Origin of the sequence: Streptomyces sp. 840.1 (genome assembly GCF_003751445.1) — a bacterium.
Taxonomy (GTDB): Bacteria; Actinomycetota; Actinomycetes; order Streptomycetales; family Streptomycetaceae; genus Streptomyces.
The window spans coordinates 1013849-1032597 of sequence record NZ_RJUU01000003.1 but is presented as its reverse complement, the minus strand read 5'-3'; the positions used below and the strand labels follow the sequence as shown (position 1 = coordinate 1032597).

16 protein-coding genes and 3 pseudogenes are annotated in these 18749 nt (G+C 72.6%); 8 read left to right on the top strand and 11 right to left on the bottom strand.

Features of this window, described 5'->3' with window-relative positions; all coding sequences use genetic code 11:
• The first annotated feature begins 113 nt into the window (after positions 1-113).
• Positions 114-857 carry a YoaK family protein gene (locus tag EDD93_RS36955; RefSeq protein ID WP_123530948.1) on the top strand — a complete coding sequence of 248 codons (744 nt, stop codon included), beginning with the start codon at positions 114-116 and terminating at the stop codon, positions 855-857.
• Between the two features lie 28 nt (positions 858-885).
• On the opposite strand, the gene EDD93_RS36950 is transcribed toward EDD93_RS36955, so the two are convergent.
• Complete coding sequence (locus EDD93_RS36950) at positions 886-1692, bottom strand: helix-turn-helix domain-containing protein (protein WP_123530946.1); 807 nt, start codon at positions 1690-1692, stop codon at positions 886-888.
• 63 nt (positions 1693-1755) lie between these two features.
• Here EDD93_RS36950 and EDD93_RS36945 point away from each other — a divergent pair, with 63 nt between their 5' ends.
• Positions 1756-2061 carry a 4a-hydroxytetrahydrobiopterin dehydratase gene (locus EDD93_RS36945; RefSeq protein WP_123530944.1) on the top strand — a complete coding sequence of 102 codons (306 nt, stop codon included), beginning with the start codon at positions 1756-1758 and terminating at the stop codon, positions 2059-2061.
• Between the two features lie 38 nt (positions 2062-2099).
• Here the strand turns inward: EDD93_RS36945 and EDD93_RS36940 are convergent, their stop codons facing one another.
• Positions 2100-3062, bottom strand: a complete 963-nt coding sequence (locus EDD93_RS36940) for a LysR family transcriptional regulator (protein WP_123530942.1) — start codon at positions 3060-3062, stop codon at positions 2100-2102.
• Positions 3063-3152: 90 nt separating this feature from the next.
• On the opposite strand from EDD93_RS36940, the gene EDD93_RS36935 reads away from it, so the two are divergent.
• Complete coding sequence (locus tag EDD93_RS36935) at positions 3153-6350, top strand: BTAD domain-containing putative transcriptional regulator (protein ID WP_123530941.1); 3198 nt, start codon at positions 3153-3155, stop codon at positions 6348-6350.
• Here the strand turns inward: EDD93_RS36935 and EDD93_RS36930 are convergent.
• From EDD93_RS36930 to EDD93_RS36915, 4 genes are all read right to left on the bottom strand, one after another.
• The gene (locus tag EDD93_RS36930) at positions 6308-7096 is read right to left on the bottom strand and encodes an ABC transporter permease (RefSeq protein ID WP_123530938.1); all 789 of its coding nucleotides are present in this window, start codon (positions 7094-7096) and stop codon (positions 6308-6310) included. The two genes, EDD93_RS36935 and EDD93_RS36930, sit on opposite strands and share 43 nt — an antisense overlap.
• A complete protein-coding gene (locus tag EDD93_RS36925) occupies positions 7093-8073 on the bottom strand; it encodes an ATP-binding cassette domain-containing protein (RefSeq protein ID WP_123530936.1) in 981 nt (326 codons plus the stop codon). The genes EDD93_RS36930 and EDD93_RS36925 overlap by 4 nt, the downstream gene beginning before the upstream one ends.
• A gap of 83 nt (positions 8074-8156) precedes the next feature.
• A complete protein-coding gene (locus EDD93_RS36920) occupies positions 8157-8522 on the bottom strand; it encodes a DoxX family protein (RefSeq protein ID WP_123530934.1) in 366 nt (121 codons plus the stop codon).
• Positions 8519-9136: a TetR/AcrR family transcriptional regulator gene (locus EDD93_RS36915; RefSeq protein WP_123530932.1), complete on the bottom strand. Its 618-nt coding sequence runs from the start codon at positions 9134-9136 to the stop codon at positions 8519-8521. The genes EDD93_RS36920 and EDD93_RS36915 overlap by 4 nt, the downstream gene beginning before the upstream one ends.
• A 111-nt stretch (positions 9137-9247) precedes the next feature.
• On the opposite strand from EDD93_RS36915, the pseudogene EDD93_RS36910 reads away from it, so the two are divergent.
• Positions 9248-10004, top strand: a pseudogene (locus tag EDD93_RS36910) (methyltransferase domain-containing protein).
• 35 nt (positions 10005-10039) lie between these two features.
• Here EDD93_RS36910 and EDD93_RS36905 read toward each other — a convergent pair.
• Positions 10040-10906, bottom strand: coding sequence for an NmrA family transcriptional regulator (locus EDD93_RS36905; protein WP_123530930.1), 867 nt, complete (start codon positions 10904-10906; stop codon positions 10040-10042).
• A gap of 81 nt (positions 10907-10987) precedes the next feature.
• Here EDD93_RS36905 and EDD93_RS36900 point away from each other — a divergent pair, with 81 nt between their 5' ends.
• A complete protein-coding gene (locus EDD93_RS36900) occupies positions 10988-11959 on the top strand; it encodes an AraC family transcriptional regulator (protein WP_123530928.1) in 972 nt (323 codons plus the stop codon).
• Positions 11960-11979: 20 nt separating this feature from the next.
• On the top strand, positions 11980-12948 hold the full coding sequence (locus tag EDD93_RS36895; protein WP_123530926.1) for a trans-aconitate 2-methyltransferase: 969 nt from the start codon (positions 11980-11982) through the stop codon (positions 12946-12948).
• 169 nt (positions 12949-13117) lie between these two features.
• Here EDD93_RS36895 and EDD93_RS36890 read toward each other — a convergent pair whose 3' ends face one another.
• The 3 genes from EDD93_RS36890 to EDD93_RS36880 form a co-directional block, all read right to left on the bottom strand.
• Positions 13118-13954: an aldo/keto reductase gene (locus tag EDD93_RS36890; protein ID WP_123530924.1), complete on the bottom strand. Its 837-nt coding sequence runs from the start codon at positions 13952-13954 to the stop codon at positions 13118-13120.
• Between the two features lie 115 nt (positions 13955-14069).
• Positions 14070-15869: a long-chain fatty acid--CoA ligase gene (locus EDD93_RS36885; protein ID WP_123530922.1), complete on the bottom strand. Its 1800-nt coding sequence runs from the start codon at positions 15867-15869 to the stop codon at positions 14070-14072.
• Between the two features lie 333 nt (positions 15870-16202).
• Positions 16203-17087, bottom strand: a complete 885-nt coding sequence (locus EDD93_RS36880) for a LysR substrate-binding domain-containing protein (protein WP_123530920.1) — start codon at positions 17085-17087, stop codon at positions 16203-16205.
• A 118-nt stretch (positions 17088-17205) separates the two neighbouring features.
• On the opposite strand from EDD93_RS36880, the gene EDD93_RS36875 reads away from it, so the two are divergent.
• Positions 17206-18240 carry a bile acid:sodium symporter family protein gene (locus EDD93_RS36875; RefSeq protein ID WP_123531652.1) on the top strand — a complete coding sequence of 345 codons (1035 nt, stop codon included), beginning with the start codon at positions 17206-17208 and terminating at the stop codon, positions 18238-18240.
• A pseudogene (locus EDD93_RS40885) lies at positions 18237-18554 on the top strand (transposase); the annotation flags it as partial. The gene EDD93_RS36875 and the pseudogene EDD93_RS40885, both read left to right, overlap by 4 nt.
• Here the strand turns inward: EDD93_RS40885 and EDD93_RS36865 are convergent.
• A pseudogene (locus tag EDD93_RS36865) lies at positions 18553-18663 on the bottom strand (IS481 family transposase); the annotation flags it as partial. The pseudogenes EDD93_RS40885 and EDD93_RS36865 sit on opposite strands and share 2 nt — an antisense overlap.
• Positions 18664-18749: the final 86 nt, after the last annotated feature.

Sequence of the window (18749 nt, the reverse complement as noted above, 5' to 3'; positions counted from 1 at the left end):
GCCTCGCCCCCGCGCCGCCCCATCGGCGCGGGGGTAAGGCGCGTCGGTCGTGGCATTCGTACCGGGCGCGACGGCACAATCACGATCGACCACCCACTGATCGGAGCGAGCCCGTGCCCGTCGTGCTGCGTGAGGCATGGACCACCCTCGTACCTGACATGAACGACCGGCACGGGCCGCTGCCGCCGCTGATGCTTGCCCTGACCGTCGTCACCGGACTGGTCGACGCCGTCAGTTATCTGCAACTGGGCCGGGTCTTCGTTGCGAACATGACCGGCAACGTGGTCTTCTCCGGCTTCGCCTTCGCCGGCGCCCCGGGCTTCTCGCTGGCCGCCTCGCTCGTCGCGCTCGCCGCCTTCGCGGCCGGGGCACTGGCCGGCGGTCTGCTCGTCCACCACTCCCACGCCCACCGCGGCCGCATGCTGCTGCACGCGCTGTGCGTCGAGACCCTGTGCGTACTGGCCGCCCTGGTCGTCACGCTGGCCTCGGGCAGCCCGTACGACGGCGGCGTACGGTTCGCCCTCATCGTGCTGCTCGCCCTGGGCCTCGGCGTGCAGAACGCCGTCTCGCGGGCGCTCGCCGTACCCGACCTCACCACCACCGTGCTCACGCTGACCATCACCGGCATCGCCTCCGACGGGCGGCTCGCCGGGGGCGGCGGCAGCCGGGCCGGCCGCCGGATCCTCTCGGCCGCCGCCATGCTGGCCGGTGCCCTGGTCGGAGCGGTGGCCGTACTGCACGGGCACCCGGTCCTGCCGCTGGTCCTGGCCGTGGCGATCCTCGCGGTGGTGTGCCTGGCCGCGCGGGTCCTGGCGCGCGACGACGGCCCGTGGAGCAGGCCCGTCGTCAAGAAGTGACCGCCGGGACGGGCCCGGCGCAGCACCGTCAGGAATCGAGCGAGCGCAGGTACGCCGCGGTCTCGGCGTCGGCGGGCAGGAACGTCTCGATGGCCAGCTCCGAGACCGTCACGTCCATCGGTGTGTTGAACGTGGCGATGGACGCGACGAACGAGAGCAGCCGGCCGTCCTGCTCGATCAGCAGCGGCAGCGCGAACGGCACCGACGACGAGGGCTCGTCCCACTCCTGACCGTCCGGCCTCGGCGCCACCGGATAGCCCGCGACCTCCTCGTACAGCGCACGCAGCTCCGCCGAACGGACCAGGGCGATCTGACGCTCCATCTGCGCCAGCAGATCGGTCCGCCACTCGCGCAGGTTGCGGATCCGAGGGGCCAGCCCCTCCGGGTGCAGCGTGAGCCGCATCGCGTTCAGCGGCGGGGCGAGCAGGTGCTCCGCCACGCCCGCGGTCAGCCGGGCGATCCCCTGATTGGCGGCCACCACGTCGTACATGCCGTCCACGACGAGCGCCGGATACGGGTCGTACCCCTGGACCAGCCGGTCCATCCCCTCGCGCAGCGCGCCCATCGCCGGGTCGTCGAGCGCGGTCTCCGTGTAGCGGGGCGCGTAACCGGCCACCACCAGAAGCGCGTTGCGTTCCCGGACGGGCACGTTCAGGTGCTCCGCCAGCCGCAGGACCATCTCCTCGCTGGGGCGGGCCCGGCCCGTCTCGATGAAGGAGATGTGCCGGGCCGAGGAGTCTGCCCGCAGCGCGAGCTCCAACTGGCTGATCCGGCTCCGCTCCCGCCAGCTGCGCAGCAGCGGCCCTACCCCCGTGTCAAGCGCGACAGTTGTCATGGCGAGACCGTAACGTCACCGGCACCGCCGACCGGCACCGACCACGAGTGAGGGAGCAACCGCATGCCTGCCGAACCGCTGCCGCGGAACGAGATCGAGAACCGGCTGGGCGAACTGCCCGGCTGGACGCTGGAGGGGGACCGGATCACCCGCACCTACCGGCTCCCGTCGCACTTCGCCGCCGCCGGGCTCACCGTCCACGTCGCCCAGATCCAGGACGAGCTGAACCACCACTCCGATCTGACGCTCGGGTACGACACCGTCGCGCTCTCGGTGAACTCCCACGACGCGGGCGGAAAGGTCACCGAGAAGGACCTGACGCTCGCCGCCAGGGTCGCGGCCGTCGCCCCGGGCCACGGGGCGCGCTGAGGGCTGTCCCATAATCCCTGGTGGATCAGCCCGCGCCGTCAGGACGTCGCGCCGAAGCGGGGATGCGCGGCCAGCCAGCGCGCGCAGCTCTCGCTGCGCTCCACCGCCTCGGCGTACGACGCCCGGGTGTGTCCGCTTACCGCCGGGGCCGCCGCCGACGCGGCCGCCGAGCGCGGATGCCAGCCCAGCAGATGGCGCCAGCTCAGCGGCGAGCCGGTGATCGGACGGGTCACCACGCCGGGCGTCGGCGGGAACGTTGCCCGGCACAGCCCGACGGCGCGCCCCACCCGCACCAGGTGCACCACCGACACGGTGTCCGTCTCGTACACCGACACCGGGCTGAAGCCCGCCCCCGCGCAGGCCGCCACGAAGCAGTCCGCGAAGCAGCCGTCGCCCGGCACGTCGGCCCAGCACTCGTCCGCCAGCGCGGACAGCTCCAGCTCGGGCTCCCCGGCCAGCGGATGGTCCTCCGGCAGCATCACGAAGACCGGATCGATCCCGACGACCTGCCACGTCAGCCGGTCCGCGTCCGGCGGCGGGCTCTCACCGCAGGCGCCGATGAGTGCGAAGTCGAGCCGTCCGTCGATCAGCTGGGCCGAGATCTCGGCCACCGACCAGCTGGTGTACGTGGACACCGGCGCGGCCGGGTGCGCCTCGGCCAGCCGGTCGACGAGTCCGCCGAGCAACGGGCCGTGCGTGCCGCCCAGCCGGAACCGCTCCATGGCCCCGCGCGCATTGGCGAACCGAACAGCCTCCGCCTGGAGTCCGCTGACGGCGGGCAGCACCACCCGGGCCCGTTCGAGCACCAGCTCACCCAGGGGCGTCGGCCGCGCACCCGTGTGGTCCCGGTCGAACAGCGGGCCCCCGAGCGCCTTCTCGATCCGCCGCAACTGCGCGCTCAACGCGGGCTGCGCGAGCCCGAGCGCGGCGGCCGCCTTGGTGAGACTTCCGGTGTCGGCGATGGCACGTACCGTACGCAGATGGCGCAACTCCAGCTCCATAAGCGAAAGTTATGGCCCCCGTGGGCTGCTGGCAATCGTGCGGAGCGGCGGGGCGGGCTCCGGTGGCCGGGGCTTGGCTAATCTGCACGGGTGACCACCGATCTGACCCTGCTGCCGCGTGTCGCCTATCGCGGGCAGGAGATCACCGCACCCCGGCTCCGCGGTCTGCTCGCGCTGCTCGCCGGCGACCTGCGCACCGGCTGCAGCACCGAGCGGCTCGTGGCGGGGCTGTGGCCGGACGAGCTGCCGCAGCGGCCGGGAAAAGCGGTGCAGGTCCTGGTGTCCAGGGCGCGGGCGCAGCTGGACGCCGGCGTCCTGGTGGCCACGCCGAACGGGTACCGGCTCGCGCTCGACGAGGACCGTGTCGACAGCTCCGTCCTCCTGCTGCGCGCCGGTGCGAGCGCGGACCGGGCCAGGGCCGGCGACCACACTGGATCGCTGGCGGAGGCCGAGGCCGGGCTCCGGCTCTGGGAGGGCGCGGGCGACGGGGCCGGCGGCGCGGCCGGCCCGGTGGCCGCGCTGCGCGCCGAGCGCGCTCCCGTCCGCCGCGCCCTCGTACGCGCGCGGGCCCTCGCGCTCGCCCGCCTCGGGCGGTACGCGGAGGCGGCCGGGCCGCTGGCCGAGGCCGCGTCCGACCGTCCGCACGACGAGGAGGTGCTGGCCGAACTGCTGCGCGGCGAGGCGGCGACGGCGGGCCCGTCCGCCGCGCTGAACCGGTACGAGGCGTACCGCCGCGAGCTGCGCGACGGGCTCGGCACCGATCCGGGCACCGGGCTCCGGGCCCTCCAGCACGAGCTGCTGTGCGGCGAGCCGCCGGTCGTCAGGCACGGCGTGCCGCACGAGCCGAACCCGCTCCTGGGCCGCCACGAGGACATCGCGGCGGTGGAACGGCTGCTGCGCGCATCCCGCGCCGTCACCGTCGTCGGCCCCGGCGGCCTCGGCAAGACCCGGCTCGCGCACGCCGTCAGCCGGCGGGCCGAGCAGCGCGTGGTGTACTTCGTGCCGCTCGCCGGTGTCACCGCGGACGCGGACGTGGCGGCGGAGGTGGCCTCCGCGCTCGGCGTGGGCGAGGGACGGCCCGGCGCCCTGGCCGGCCATGTCCCGGCCGACCCGGTGGCCGGGATCCTCGGTGTGCTCGGCCCCGGGTCCGCGCTGCTCGTCCTGGACAACTGCGAGCAGGTCGTCCGGGGCGCCGCCGGCCTCGTACAGGCTTTGGTCGCGTCCTCTGCGGACCTTCGGGTGCTCGCCACCGGACGCGCCCCGCTCGGCCTGTCGTCGGAGGCGGTGTACCCGCTGCCGGAGCTGGGTCTCGACACCTCCGTCGAGCTGTTCACCCAGCGGGCCCGAGCCACCCGCCCCGGCGTGCGGCTGCCGCCGGACTCCGTGGCAGGGCTGTGCCGCCACCTCGACGGGCTGCCGCTGGCCGTGGAGCTGGCGGCGGCCCGGGTACGGGTGCTCTCGGTGCCGGAGATCGCCCGCCGCCTCGGTGACCGGTTCGCGCTGCTGCGCGGCGGGGTACGGGGCGTGCCGGAGCGCCACCGCACACTGCACGCGGTCGTGGAGTGGAGCTGGAACCTGCTCACGCGGGACGCCCAGGCCGCGCTGCGCACCCTGTCCGTCTTCCCGGGCGGCTTCTCCGGCGATGCGGCGGAGCAGGTCATCGGTGAGGACGCGCTGCTCCTCGTCGAGCAGCTGGCCGGCCAGTCGCTGATCACCGTCACGGACACCCCGGCCGGTGTGCGGTTCCGGATGCTGGAGACCGTACGGGAGTTCAGCGCGGCCCGGCGGGCGGAGGCGGGCGAGGACGAGGAGGCCGCCGGCCGGTTCCTCGTCTGGGCGCGGGACTTCGGGGTCGCGCACCACGAGGTGCTCTGCGGCCCGGACCGGCCGGCCGCCTGGGAGCGGACCAAGGCCGAGCAGGACAACCTCGTGTCGGCCCTGCGGCAGGCCCTGGCCCGTACCGACGGCCCCTCCACCGCCGCTCTCACCGCCGTGCTGGCCGCCCTGTGGTTCACCGATTCCAACCTTCCCCGCCTCACCGCCCTCGCGGCGGACACCGGCCCACCGCTCTCGCACTACCGGCCGGGGCCCGACTACGTCGAAGTCGCCCGCTCCGCCGCGGTGTTGTGCACCGCGACCGTGCTGATGTGCCAGGGCCCGCGCGCCGTGCGCCAGCTCGTCACCCTCCGGAGGCTGCCGCCGGCCCGACCGGACACGCTGCTGCGGGCCGCCGCGACCGTACTGAGCGCGCTCCCCGCGATACTGCCCCCCGGCTACGACGTGCTGCGCGAGCTCTGCGGGAGCGAGCAGCCGCTCGTCGCCGGCGTGGCGGAGTGCACCGCCACCTACGTCTGGGAGTACGAGCACGAGATCGACCGGGCGCTCGCCTCGGCACGCCGGATGATCGCCGCACTGGGACCGGTCGACAACCCGGCCATGCAGGTCATGAGCCTGTCCCGGGTGAGCGAGCTGTGCCTGAAGACAGGGCGGGGCGACGTGGCGTACGGCTATCTGAGGACCGCGCTGGAGGCACTGCCCCGGCTCGGCGACGAACACGACTACATCGGCATCCGCAGCGGCCTGGCCCTCGCCTGCCTGCAGCGCGGCGACCCCGACGAGGCCGAGCACTGGCTGCGGGAGGCGGAGGGTGACGGCACGCCGCAGCAGGACCCCTTCTACAGCCCCGACCTCGGCGTGCGCGCCGAGATCGCGCTCGCCCGAGGGCTGACGGAGGCCGGGCTCGGGCTGTGGCGCGAGGCCGTGGACCGGCTGCCCGGGGCCGGCCCGATGTACGGCGGCGACCCGTGGGCCGACCCGTGGGCGCTGGAGATCCAGTCGGTTGCGGTGACGGCTCACGCACACGCCGGCCACCTCCGGTCCGTCGCGGAGGTGGTGGACCGGCTGCGGCGGCTCCTGCGGACGCCGGCCGCCGGACCGCCCATGGAGCTTCCCGTGGCCGGGACGGTGCTGCACGCGCTCGGTTCGGCGGGGCTCGCGTCCGGCGACGCCTCGGCCGCAGGCATGATCGCGCTGGCCGAACGGCTCGGTGCGCTGCGGGAGTTCCAGCCGACGATGTCGCGGGCCCGCGCCCGGCAGGCGGCCGAGGACGCCGACGGGGCGGCGTACGCTGACGCCGTGGCGCGGTACGCCGCCCTGGGGCGGGACGGGCTGCGGGAGGCGGTCCGGACGCTCACCGCTGCGCCCGCGACAGGCCCCGGCGCAGCCCAGGACCGTGACCGGGAAAGCTACTTCGGGTCGCGGCCGAACAACGAGGTCGACCACCAGTAGCCGAGCACGGCCAGGGCCGCGCACCAGGTGACGGCGAGCCACCCGTTGTGACCGATCCCGCTGCCGAGCAGCAGACCGCGAAGTGTCTCGATGGCCGGGGTGAACGGCTGGTACTCGGCGATCGGCCGGAACCAGCCCGGCATCGCGTCGACCGGGACGAACGCGCTGGAGATGAGCGGGAGGATGACCATCGGCAGCGCGTTGTTGCTCGCCGCCTCGGGGTTCGGGGCGGCCATTCCGATTCCGACCGCGATCCAGGTGAACGCCGTGGCGACCAGCACGAGCAGCCCGAACGCCGCCAGCCACTCGAGGGCCGTGGCGTCCGTGGAGCGGAAGCCGATGGCCACGGCGACGGCGCCGACCAGGACCACGCTGATGACCGACTGGAGCACGCTCCCGACGACGTGGCCGATGAGCACCGCCCCCCGGTGGATCGCCATCGTGCGGAAGCGGGCGATGATGCCCTCCGTCATGTCCATGGAGACGGACACCGCGGTTCCCGCCGGAGTGGAGCCGATGGTCATCAGCAGGATGCCCGGGACGAGATAGGCGATGTAGGCGGAGCGATCGGCGTCGCCGCCGATGCCCGCGCTCATCACGTCGCCGAAGACGTAGACGAAGAGCAGCAGCAGGACGATCGGCATGAGCAGCAGGTTCAGCGTGAGGGACGGGTAGCGCCTGGCGTGCAGCAGGTTGCGGCGCAGCATGGTGCCCGAGTCCTGTGCGGCGAGGGAGAGGGTGCTCATCGGACGGTCTCCCGGTGCTGCTGGTCCGGCACGGCCGTGCCGCTGGTCAGGGCGAAGAACACATCGTCGAGGTCGGGGGTGTGCACGGTCAGTTCGTCGGCCTCGACACCGGTGGCGTCCAGCCGGTCCAGCACGGAGCGCAGTTCGCGCTGGCTGCCGTCGCTGGGGATCCGCAGCGACAGCGCCCCGTCGTCCCGGGCGCCCTCGCGAAGGGCGACGGCGGCGCTCCGGTACGTGGACGGGTCGGTGAACCGCAGCCGTACGTGCCCGCCGGGGACGAGGCGCTTCAGCTCCTCGGCGCTCCCCTCGGCGACGATCCTTCCGCCGCTCAGTACCGCGATGCGGTCGGCGAGTTCGTCGGCCTCGTCCAGGTACTGGGTGGTGAGGAAGACGGTGACGCCACCGGAGACGAGCCGGCGGACGATGCCCCACATGGTGTGACGGCTGCGCGGGTCGAGACCGGTGGTCGGCTCGTCGAGGAAGATGATCCGGGGGTTTCCGACCAGGGTCATCGCGATGTCGAGACGGCGCCTCATACCGCCGGAATAGGTGGCGGCGGGCTTCCCCGCCGACTCCGTCAGGTCGAGCCGTTCCAGCAGTTCGGCGGCGGTGGCGCGGCCCTCGCGGCGGGGGAGGTGGTGCAGATCGGCCATGAGGAGCATGTTCTCCTCGCCGGTGATCAGGCCGTCGACGGCGGAGAACTGCCCGGTGACGCCGATCGCGCCCCGTACGGCCTGCGGGTCGGCGGCCAGGTCGTGGCCGCCGACCCGGATGCCGCCGGAGCCGGGACCGGGCCGGACGAGCGTGGAGAGGATCTTGACGGCGGTGGTCTTGCCGGCGCCGTTCGGGCCGAGCAGTGAGAAGACCGTGCCGGCCGGCACCGCCAGATCGATGCCGTCGAGGACCGTCCTGTCCCCGTAGGCCTTGCACAGCCCCCTGGCCTCGATGGCCAGGGAGCGAGAAGTCGTTGTGGTCATGCCGCAGAGACTGCGGCCCGGCGCATTCAATGCGGTTTCACCATGGTTTCAACGCCCCAGGACCCAGCGGTGGGCAGGCCCGGTCAGAGCGTGGACAGGTGGGACAGGAACAGGACGGCTGTCGACAGCGCGAGCATCCCCAGGCAGTTCAGCCAGAACATCCGCTTGAAGAAGCGTGCCCGGTAGTGGGCGTAGGCGGCGCACAGGAAGTAGGCGATCACCGCGACGTTGGTCGTCACGGCGACCCCCTCGTACCGCAGACCGGCGGCGAGCCCCGCTGCGGCCAGGAACTTGACGACCACCAGGACCCACCACCAGTCGCGCGGGAAGCGGACTCCGTCCAGGCACTGCTGGATGAACACCGGGGGACGCACCGACATGATCGCGTCGGAGAGGAGCGCCAGGGCGAGCAGTGCGGTCGGCCACCAGGGGTCGGGGGTGCTGATCATCGTTGGGTTCCTTCGCGGTCGACGACGAAATGGATGACTTCCCGGAACTGGGCGACAGCGCCCCGCTGGTCGAGAGCGCCGTAGCCCACGGTCATGAGGATGCCCAGGTAGGCGAAGTAGAGGGTGCGTGCGCCGCCTGCGGCCCCGGTCGCGGTGAGCGATGTGCGGGACAGGAGGGCTTCGAGTTCGGCGATCAGGGCCCCGGCGAGGGTCTGGAAGATCTCGGACTCGTGGGTGCCCCGGACGATGACCGCGGCGTATTCCCGGGACAGTTCGAGGTCGAGTGCGAAGTAGCTGATGAAGGGTTCGACGAGATCCAGGACCGCCTCGGCCGCCGCGCCGGGGGACAGCGGTGTCACCCCGCCACGCCCCTGCTCGGCCTCCCGGCCGTGGTGCACGGCGGCGATCCAGGTGTCGAAGATGGCGACGAGCAGCGCGTCCTTGTCGCCGACCGACATGACGGTGCCGGTGCTCACTCCGGCGTCGGTGGCGATCTGGCGGATGGTGCTGGAGCCGAACCCCTGCTCGCGGAAGAGCCGTTCGGCCGAGGACAACACCCTGAGCCGGGTCGCCTCCCGCTGCGCCACGCGTGACTGAACGCGTTCACTGAACATGTTCGGGATAGTAGGGCGCGGGAGATGCGCGCGCAAGGACCGCCGGCCGACCGGTGCGGGCAGCAGCAGCTCTGCCCCGCACGGCCGTTGAGGTGTCCTACAGTCACTCGGATGCTGGACTACAACGACGAGGCGGCCGTCTACGACTCCACGCGCGGTGGCGTGCCCCGGGCGGAGGCGGCCGCCACCGCGGTGCTCGGTCTGATCCCCTCCGGCGCCCGGCCACTGCTCGACATCGGCTGCGGGACCGGACTGGTCACCGAGCGCATCGCGGCAGGACGTCCCGGTCTTCGGGTGTCCGGGACGTCCTGCCCTCGGCATGGCCCGCGTCGCGAAGCAGCGCATCGGCGGTGTGGCACTCGCCGATGCGCGCCGGCTGCCCGTGCGGGACGCGGCCGTCGACGCGGTGGCGGCCGTCTGGCTGCTGCACCTGCTGCGCGGGAACGGTGACGTCCGGGCCGTGGTGGCGCAGGCGGCCCGAGTGCTGCGGCCCGGGGGCGTGTTCGTCACCACCGTCGACAAGGACGCCTCGCACGACGTGGCCAGTGACATCGACGCCGCGTTCGCCCCGTACCTGGCGGCCACCCCGTCCGACGCCGCCGACCGTGTGACCGGGTACGGGGCCGAGTGCGGCCTCGACCTGGTGGGGAGTGCCGGCTTCCGCGGGCACGGGCAGGGCCGGACGCCGGTGAGCGCGGCACGCGCGGTGCGCCGCGGCTACTACGCCTCGCGCCTGGAACTCCCCGGGACGGCGGCCGGCCGGCTCGCCGAGGCCCTGTCCGCGCTGCCCGGCCAGGACCGGCGCCGCGCCGAACCGGAGTACCGGCTGCTGGCGTTCCGCCGCCGGCCGGGCCCGGCCGGCGCGTGAGGCCGGGGAACCCACTGGCACCGCGACGCCCCGCGCTACGCGTCCCAGGCCCCGTTCCGCGCGGCCTCGGCTGCGAAGGCGGTGAACGATGACGCGTCACGGTCCAGGGCCCGCTTGACGCCCTCCGTGACCGTGGCGTTGTGCCCGTCCAGCAGCATGGCGAACAGCTCGGCCAGAAAGTCCGCTTCGGCCTGCGGAACCCCGAACTCCACCAGCATCGCCGCATACTGAGGCCCCGTCACAGCGGCGTACCGCACCTCGCGCCCGGTCGCCCGGGAGATCTCGGCGGCCGCCTCGGCGAAGGTCAGCAGCCGGGGCCCCGTCAGCTCGTGCACCTGGCCCGCGACGCCCTCCCCGCACAGCGCCGCGACCACCACGTCGGCGAGGTCCCCGGCATCCACGAACGGCTCGGCGGTGGAGCCGGCCGGGAACACCAGCTCGCCGCCCAGCACCCCGTCGAGCAGCGCGCCCTCGCTGAAGTTCTGCGCGAAGAACGCCGAGCGCACCACGGTGAGTCCGATCCCTCCGGCCGCCGACCGCAGCGCCTCCTCCGCGACCACCGCCTGCGGCTCGCCCCGCCCCGACAGCAGCACGAGCCGCCGCACCCCGCAGCTCCGCGCGATCCGCCCGAAGGCCGTCATCGCCTCCGGCGCACCGGGCGCCGCAAGATCGGGGTAGTACGCGATGTACGCCGCCTCCGCACCCCGCAACGCCTCCTCCCAGCCCGACTCGTCCGCCCAGTCGAAGACCACCTCACCGGTGCGCGACCCGGCCCGCACCGGCACCCCTCGCGCGGCGAGCCGCTCCACCACCCGGCGGCCCGTCTTGCCCGTCCCGCTCGTCACCAGGACCGGGCCGGCCGTGCGGGTCTCCTGCTGCTGTTCCGCCATGTCGTTTGTCATGCCCCAAGGCTCTCCGCGCGGCCCCGCCCCTGCCATGCCTCAGCCGCTCAGCTCCCTACGCGGACGTCTACGCTGCTGCCCATGGACGCACTTGCCGGACTCCTGGACGGGCCGAGGGCCAGAGGGGCCTTTCTGCTGCGGATGGTGATGGAACCTCCGTGGTCCGTACGGATCGAGGACCGGGCCCCGCTCTGCCTGATGTCGATGACCGGGGGCGAAGCCTGGATCGTGCCCGCCGCAGGCGCCGAACCCGTACTGCTGCGCCCCGGTGACCTGGCCATTGCGCGCGGCCCGGAGCCGTACACCGTCGCGGATCTGCCCGGCACCGAGCCCCGGGCCCGGATCGGTCCGGGCGGCACCTGCACCACGCTGCACGGCGAGCCGCTCTCCCAGTCCATGCGCCTGGGCGTACGCACCTGGGGCAATGCCCCGGACGGCGCGGCGACCATGCTCATCGGCACCTATCTGCTGGACGGCGAGATCAGCAGGCGGCTCCTGGACGCGCTGCCCGCCCTGCTCGTCCTGCCCGGTGACGGTCCGGGCGGCCTCCTGCTGACGCTGCTCGACAGTGAGATCGCCAGGGACGAGCCGGGGCAGAGCGTGGTGCTGGACCGGCTGCTCGACCTGCTGCTGATCGACGCGCTGCGCACCTGGTTCTCCCGGCCGGGTGCCGAGGCCCCCGCCTGGTACCGGGCGATGGGTGACCCGGTCGTCGGCCGCGCTCTGCGGCTGCTGCAGAACGAGCCGGCCCAGCCGTGGACGGTCGCCGCCCTGGCCGAGCGGACCGGGGTCTCCCGGGCCGGGCTCGCCCGGCGGTTCACCGAGCTGGTGGGGGAGCCCCCGATGGCGTACCTGACGGGCTGGCGGCTCGCCGTCGCGGCGGATCTGCTGCGGGAGACGGACGCGACGGTCGAGGCGGTGGCCCGGAAGGTCGGCTACAGCCAGGCGTTCGCCTTCAGCACCGCCTTCAAGCGGGTCCGCGGGGTCGGCCCGCAGGACTACCGCAACGGCCGCGGCTTGCCGGACCGGCAACAAAGTTTGCCTGTGGCCTGATCCGTGGTGAGGCTGTTCCCATGAGCAACGACACCGGTCACGGTCCTCACCACGACAGCAGCCACGGCGACGGCCACGGGCGCGAAGGCGGCCACGGCGGTCACGGCGGACACCGGCACGAAAGCGGCCATGCCCACCATCACGGCTCCGGTCTCGACTGGGACGCCATCGGTCCGCTGCTGGAGAAGAACGCCGAACTCAGCTCCGCTCACTACACGGAGGCGGCCCGCTGGATCGCCGGTCAGCCCGACGCCCCCAAGGTCCGCCGGGTCCTGGACATCGGCAGCGGACCGGGCGTCGTGGCCTGTCTGCTCGCCGAGGTGTTCCCGGAGGCCGAGGTGGTCGCCGTGGACGGCACCCCGGCCCTGCTGGAGCGCACCGGCGCCCGTGCGCAGCGGCTCGGGCTCGGTGACCGGGTCACCACCCTGCTCGCCGACCTGCCCGGCGAGCTGGACCGCGCCGGTGAAGCGGATCTGATCTGGGTGGGCAACGCGCTGCACCACATGGGCGATCAGCGCGCCGCACTGGCCGGGTTCGCCGGGCTGCTGCGTCCAGGCGGCACCGTCGCGCTCGTCGAGGGCGGACTGCAGCCGCGCCATCTCCCGCGCGACATCGGCTTCGGGCGGCCCGGTCTGGAGGAGCGGCTCGACGTGCTCCAGGCCGAGACCTTCGAGCAGATGCGGGCGGACCTGCCCGGTACCAAGCGGGAGACCGAGAACTGGGCCGCCCTGTTCAGCGCGGTCGGCCTCGACCCGCAGGGCACCCGGAGCTTCCTGCTCGACCTGCCCGCGCCGCTCACCGACGTGGCACGTGACCACGTCATCGACAACTTCACCCGCCGCCGCGAGAGCCTGGGCGAGCGGCTGGGCGCCGAGGACAGTGCGGTGCTCGACCGGCTGACCGACCCCGAGGACCCGGCCGGACTGCACCGGCGCACCGACACCTTCCTGCTGATGGCCCGGACGTTCCATCTCGGCCGCAAGGCCTGAGCACGACCGCAGGGCCTGAGCGCGGCCGCAGGGCCTGAGTGCTACCGCAAGGTCTCAGGACTACCGCAAGACCTGAGCGCGGCCGCGAGAGCCTGGACAGCGGCAATCCGCCGCCCGGCAGCCGGGCGGCGGATTCAGGCTGTGCCGGTCAGCGGCGGTACGCCACGGCTCAGGCGCCGAGGTTGAACTCGGCCGGGTGCGAGCCCAGCCGCTTGCCCTCGTCGAGCGCCGCGAACGCGGCCAGGTCGTCCTCGTCCAGCTCGAAGCCGAACACATCGATGTTCTCCGCGATCCGCGACGGGGTCACGGACTTCGGGATCACCACGTGACCGGTCTGGAGGTGCCAGCGGAGCACCGCCTGGGCGGGGGTGCGGCCGTGCTTCCGTGCGACCGCGACAACCGTCGGGACCTCCAGGAGGCCCTTGCCCGAACCCAGCGGCGACCAGGCCTCGGTCACGATGCCGTGCTTGGCGTGCAGCGCGCGGGACTCGGCCTGCTGGAGCTGCGGGTGCAGCTCGATCTGGTTGAGCGCGGGCACGACGGAGGTCTCGCCGAGCAGCCGCTCCAGGTGCTCGGGGAGGAAGTTCGACACGCCGATCGCCCGTGCGCGGCCGTCCGCGTAGATCTTCTCGAACGCGCGGTAGGTGTCCACGTACGCGTCCTTGGCGGGGACCGGCCAGTGGATCAGGTACAGGTCGACGTAGTCCAGACCGAGCTTGTCCAGCGAGGCGTCGAACGCACGCAGCGTCGAGTCGTAGCCCTGCTCGCTGTTCCAGAGCTTTGTGGTCACGAACAGCTCGTCGCGGGCGACACCGGAGGCGGCGATGGCCCTGCCGGTGCCTCCCTCGTTCCGGTAGACGGCGGCGGTGTCGATGCTGCGGTACCCGGACTCGATGGCTGTGGCGACCGCCTTCGCGGCCTCGTCGTCCGGCACCTGCCAGACTCCGAAACCGAGCTGGGGCATCTCGACGCCGTTGTTGAGGGTGAGGGCGGGGACGTGGCTCACGAGCGGTCGATCCTTACGTTGGGAGGTGGGACTCGAACCTTCAACGATCAAGACGGTCCGCACATTCCCGTTCCGGCCGATTCTTCCCGGCCGAGCGGTACGGTCCCTCGCCGGCTCAGCGGTACAGGGCGTCGACCTCGGCCGCGTACGCCGCCTCGATCGCCTTGCGCTTCAGCTTGAGCGACGGTGTCAGCAGCCCGTGCTCCTCGGTGAACTGGTGCGCCAGGATCCGGAACGTCCGGATCGACTCGGCCTGCGACACGGCCGTGTTCGCGGCGACCACCGCCCGCCGGACCTCCATCTCCAGATCCGGGTCCCGCACCAGCTCGCCCGGTGAGAGCCGCTGGCGCCCCTGTATCGAGAGCCAGTGCTCCACGGACTCCTGGTCCACGGTGACCAGGGCCGCGATGTACGGCCGGTCGTTGCCGACCACGATGCACTGCGCCACCAGCGGATGCGCCCGCACCCGCTCCTCCAGGCCGGCCGGTGAGACGCTCTTGCCGCCGGACGTCACCAGGATCTCCTTCTTGCGCCCGGTGATCGTCAGATAGCCGTCCTCGTCCAGCGCGCCCAGGTCGCCGGTGGCCAGCCAGCCGTCGTTCAGCACCGCGTCGGTGGACTTCGGGTCGCCGAGGTACCCGGAGAACACATTGCTGCCGTACACCCAGATCTCGCCGTCGGCGGCGATGTGCACCGTGGTCCCGGGGATCGGCTGCCCGACCGTGCCGTACCGGGTGCGCTCCGGCGGATTGGCGGTGGCCGCGGCGGTCGTCTCGGTCAGCCCGTACCCCTCGTACACCGTGACACCGGCGCCCGCGAAGAACAGGCCGAGCCGCCGCTCCATCCCCGAGCCGCCGGACATGGCGTGCCGGATCCGGCCGCCCATCGCCTCGCGCACCTTCTTGTACACGACCTTGTCGAAGAACTGGTGCTGCATCCGCAGTCCGGCGGACGGGCCGGGACCGGTCCCGAAGGCCCGTGCCTCCATCGCCTCCGCGTACTTCACGGCGATGTCCACGGCCTTGTCGAAGGGGCCCACCCGGCCCTCGGTCTCCGCCTTGCGGCGGGCCCCGTTGAAGACCTTCTCGAAGATGTACGGCACCGCCAGGATGAACGTGGGGCGAAACGTCACCAGATCGGGCATCAGCGCCTTCGCCGACAGCTCCGGCTGGTGTCCCAGCTTCACCCGGCCCCGGATCGCCGTGACCTCCACCATCCGCCCGAAGACGTGCGCCAGCGGCAGGAACAGCAGGGTCGCGGCCTCGTCGCCCGGCCGGGAGTGGAAGACCGACTCCCAGCGGGAGGCCATCGTGTCCGTCTCGAACATGAAGTTGGCGTGCGTGATCACACAGCCCTTGGGCCGCCCCGTCGTGCCCGACGTGTAGATGACGGTCGCCACCGAGTCGGGCGTCACCGCACGCCGGTGGCGGTGCACCACCTCGTCCTCGACGTGGGCGCCCGCGGCCACCAGCTCGGACACCGCGTCGGTGTCCAGCTGCCACAGCCGTTTCAGCTGGGGCAGCTGGTCGATCACCGAGGCGATCGTCATCGCGTGGTCCTCGTGCTCGACCATCACCGCGGACACCTCGGCGTCGTGGAGCATCCACAGGACCTGCTCGGCCGAGGACGTCGGATAGACCGGAACGGACTGCGCGCCGACCGCCCACAGGGCGAAGTCGAAGAGCGTCCACTCGTAGCGGGTGCGCGACATCAGGGCGACCCGGTCACCGAACCGCACGCCGTGCGCGATCAGCCCCTTGGCCAGCGCGAGCACCTCGTCGCGGAACGTCGCGGAGGTGATATCGAGCCAGCGTCCGGACGCGTCCTTGCGGCCGAGGGCGATCCGGTGCGGATCCTCCTCGGCATAGTCGAAAACCACATCAGCGAGCCCGCCCACGTGGGGCGCGGCCGCCATGGGTGGGACAGTGAACTCGCGCAATGACCTGCTCCTTGTGGCGCTCCGCACAGCGCCGTGACGCTACCCCACAGGGCGCCGCCGCGGGAGAGTCCGAAGCGGCCCGTGAAACGTGGCGTCTGCACTGGTCAGGGGCTGAAATCCGGCCAGATGGGCAAGGCTCGGGCGCGCTTCCGACCAAGGAGTAAGTGGCTCGCGCGGGAATCTCCACCGAATCTGTACGCCGCGATCACTGCCGTTCCGTGCGGATACGGGGGGTTGGTCCGCAGCTGCCGGACCTGACCGGGTTGGGCCGCCCCGGCGGAGACCGCCGCATGCCGTTGATTGTCCCCCTCAGGACGGCCCCTCAATCCCGGGCCGGCGGATCAGACGGTCGCCGCCCGCCAGGATCGCCGCCGCGAGCGCGTCCGCCGCCTGCTGCGCATTGTCGTGGCGGCGGCCGTGCAGCAGGACGAAATCCACCTCGCCGAGCTCCGGCAGCCCCGCCCTGGCCGGCAGTGGGACCAGGCCGGGCGGAACCAGGCCCCGGCTGTGCGCCATCACGCCGAGCCCCGCGTGGGTGGCCGCGATCAGCCCGCTGAGGCTGCCACTGGTGCACGCCACCCGCCAGGACCGGCCCTGGCTCTCCAGCACCTCCAGGGCGCGGGCCCGGGTGATGCCCGGCGGCGGGAAGAGGACCAGCGGCACCGGCCGGTCCGGGTCGAGCCGCAGACCCGGCGCACCGATCCAGATCAGCGCGTCCTGCCAGACCAGCTCCCCGTGCGTGTCACCGGTCCGCCGCTTGGCCAGCACCAGGTCGAGCCGGCCCGCCGCCAGCTGCCGGTGCAGGATGCCCGACAGCTCCACGGTCAGCTCCAGCTCGACCTCCGGATGGTCGCGGCGGAAGGACTGGAGGATCTCCGGCAGCCGGGTCAGCACGAAGTCCTCCGAGGCCCCGAACCGCAGCCGCCCGCGCAGCCGGGTGCCGGTGAAGAACGCCGACGCCCGTTCGTGGGCCTCCAGGATCGTCCGGGCGAAACCCAGCATCGCCTCACCGTCCACGGTGAGGTCGACCCGGTGGGTGTCCCGGGTGAACAGCTGCCGCCCGGCGGCCTCCTCCAGCCGCCGCACGTGCTGGCTCACCGTGGACTGGCGCACCCCGAGCCGGCGGGCGGCCCGGGTGAAGCTCAGTGTCTGCGCGACGGCGAGAAAGGTGCGCAACTGCGCGGGGTCGTACATGCCGACACGTTATCGCGAACCGTGATCACAGTCAGAGCGGTATACGGGATTCCCGATGTCGATGATCAGGAGCAGGATGGAAAGGGCACGACCCTGAACGAGAGAACACGTGGAGCACATGAGCCGCCGCACGCCGCAGTTGCCGTCCTGGCTGCCGATCGACCCGTACATCCTGGCGTTGATCGGCACCGTCGTACTCGCGGCGCTGCTGCCGGCCTCCGGAAGGGCGGCCGATCTCGCGGGCGGGGCCTCGACCGGGGCGGTGGCCTTCCTCTTCTTCCTCTACGGCGCACGCCTGTCCACCGCCGAGGCGCTCGACGGGGTCAGGCACTGGCGACTCCACCTCACCGTCCTGGCCTGCACGTTCCTCGCGTTCCCGGTGCTGGGGCTGGCGAGCAGGGGACTGGTTCCGTACATACTGACGCCCCAGCTCCAGAGCGGCTTCCTGTTCCTCTGCCTGGTCCCCTCGACGATCCAGTCGTCGATCGCCTTCACCTCGATCGCCCGGGGCAACGTCCCCGCCGCGATCTGCGCCGGCTCCTTCTCCTCGATAGCGGGCATCTTCGTCACCCCGCTGCTCGCGGGCGCGCTGCTCGGCAACAGCGGCGGCGGCTTCTCCGGGGACGCCCTGCTGAAGATCGGCGTCCAGCTGCTGCTGCCGTTCGTCGCGGGACAACTGCTGCGCCGCTGGATCGGCGGCTTCATCGCCCGGCACAAGAAGGTCCTCGGCTATGTCGACCGGGGCTCGATCCTGCTCGTCGTCTACACCGCCTTCAGCGAGGGCATGGTCGCCGGCATCTGGCACCAGGTCACCCCGGCCAGGCTCGGGGCGCTGCTCGGCGCCGAGGCCGTGCTCCTCGCCCTGATGCTCGCGCTGAGCTGGTACGGGGCGAAGCGGCTCGGCTTCGGGCGGGAGGACCGCATCGCCATCCAGTTCGCCGGCTCGAAGAAGAGCCTGGCCTCGGGGCTGCCCATGGCCAGCGTCCTGTTCGGCGCGCAGGCGAGCCTCGCCGTGCTGCCGCTGATGCTCTTCCACCAGATGCAGCTCATGGTGTGCGCGGTGCTCGCGAAGCGGCGCGCCAGGGACCCGCTGGAAGCGGGCGCGGGCGCGGACGCCGCGGTGGCGGAGCGGGAGCCCGTTCCGGCGACCTGACGGGCCACGCGAGCCGGCTGGACAGCCGTCGGAAGTCGGTCCAGCCGATGGCCGAGCGGTTACCGGATGGGAACGTGCAGGCCCTGCAGCAGTTCGTGAACCAGTCGCGGTGGGATCCGTTGCCGGCGCGGTGACGGATCGCCCGGCGGCTGACCGAGGCGATCGGGCCGCAGGTGTGGGGGATCGACGATGTGTCGTTCCCCCAGTGCGGCCGGTCCTCGGCCGCACTGGCCCGCCAGTACTGCGGGGCTCTCGGGAAGCGGGCGAACTGCCAGGTCGCGGTCAGTGTCCATGCCGGCTCGGACACTGCGTCGTGATGCCCATCTCGGCTGCGACATGGCCTACCGGACGACGGCCGGACGTGACACCTTCGACCAGCAGAAGCCTCCCGAGGACCGTCAGCCGGGCATCACGGTGACACACGAAGACCTCCGTGTGTGGTGTGGAGCCTGGACACCTCCACCACACCGGAGGTCTTCGCCTTTGATCAACCCCGTTCAACAACGCTC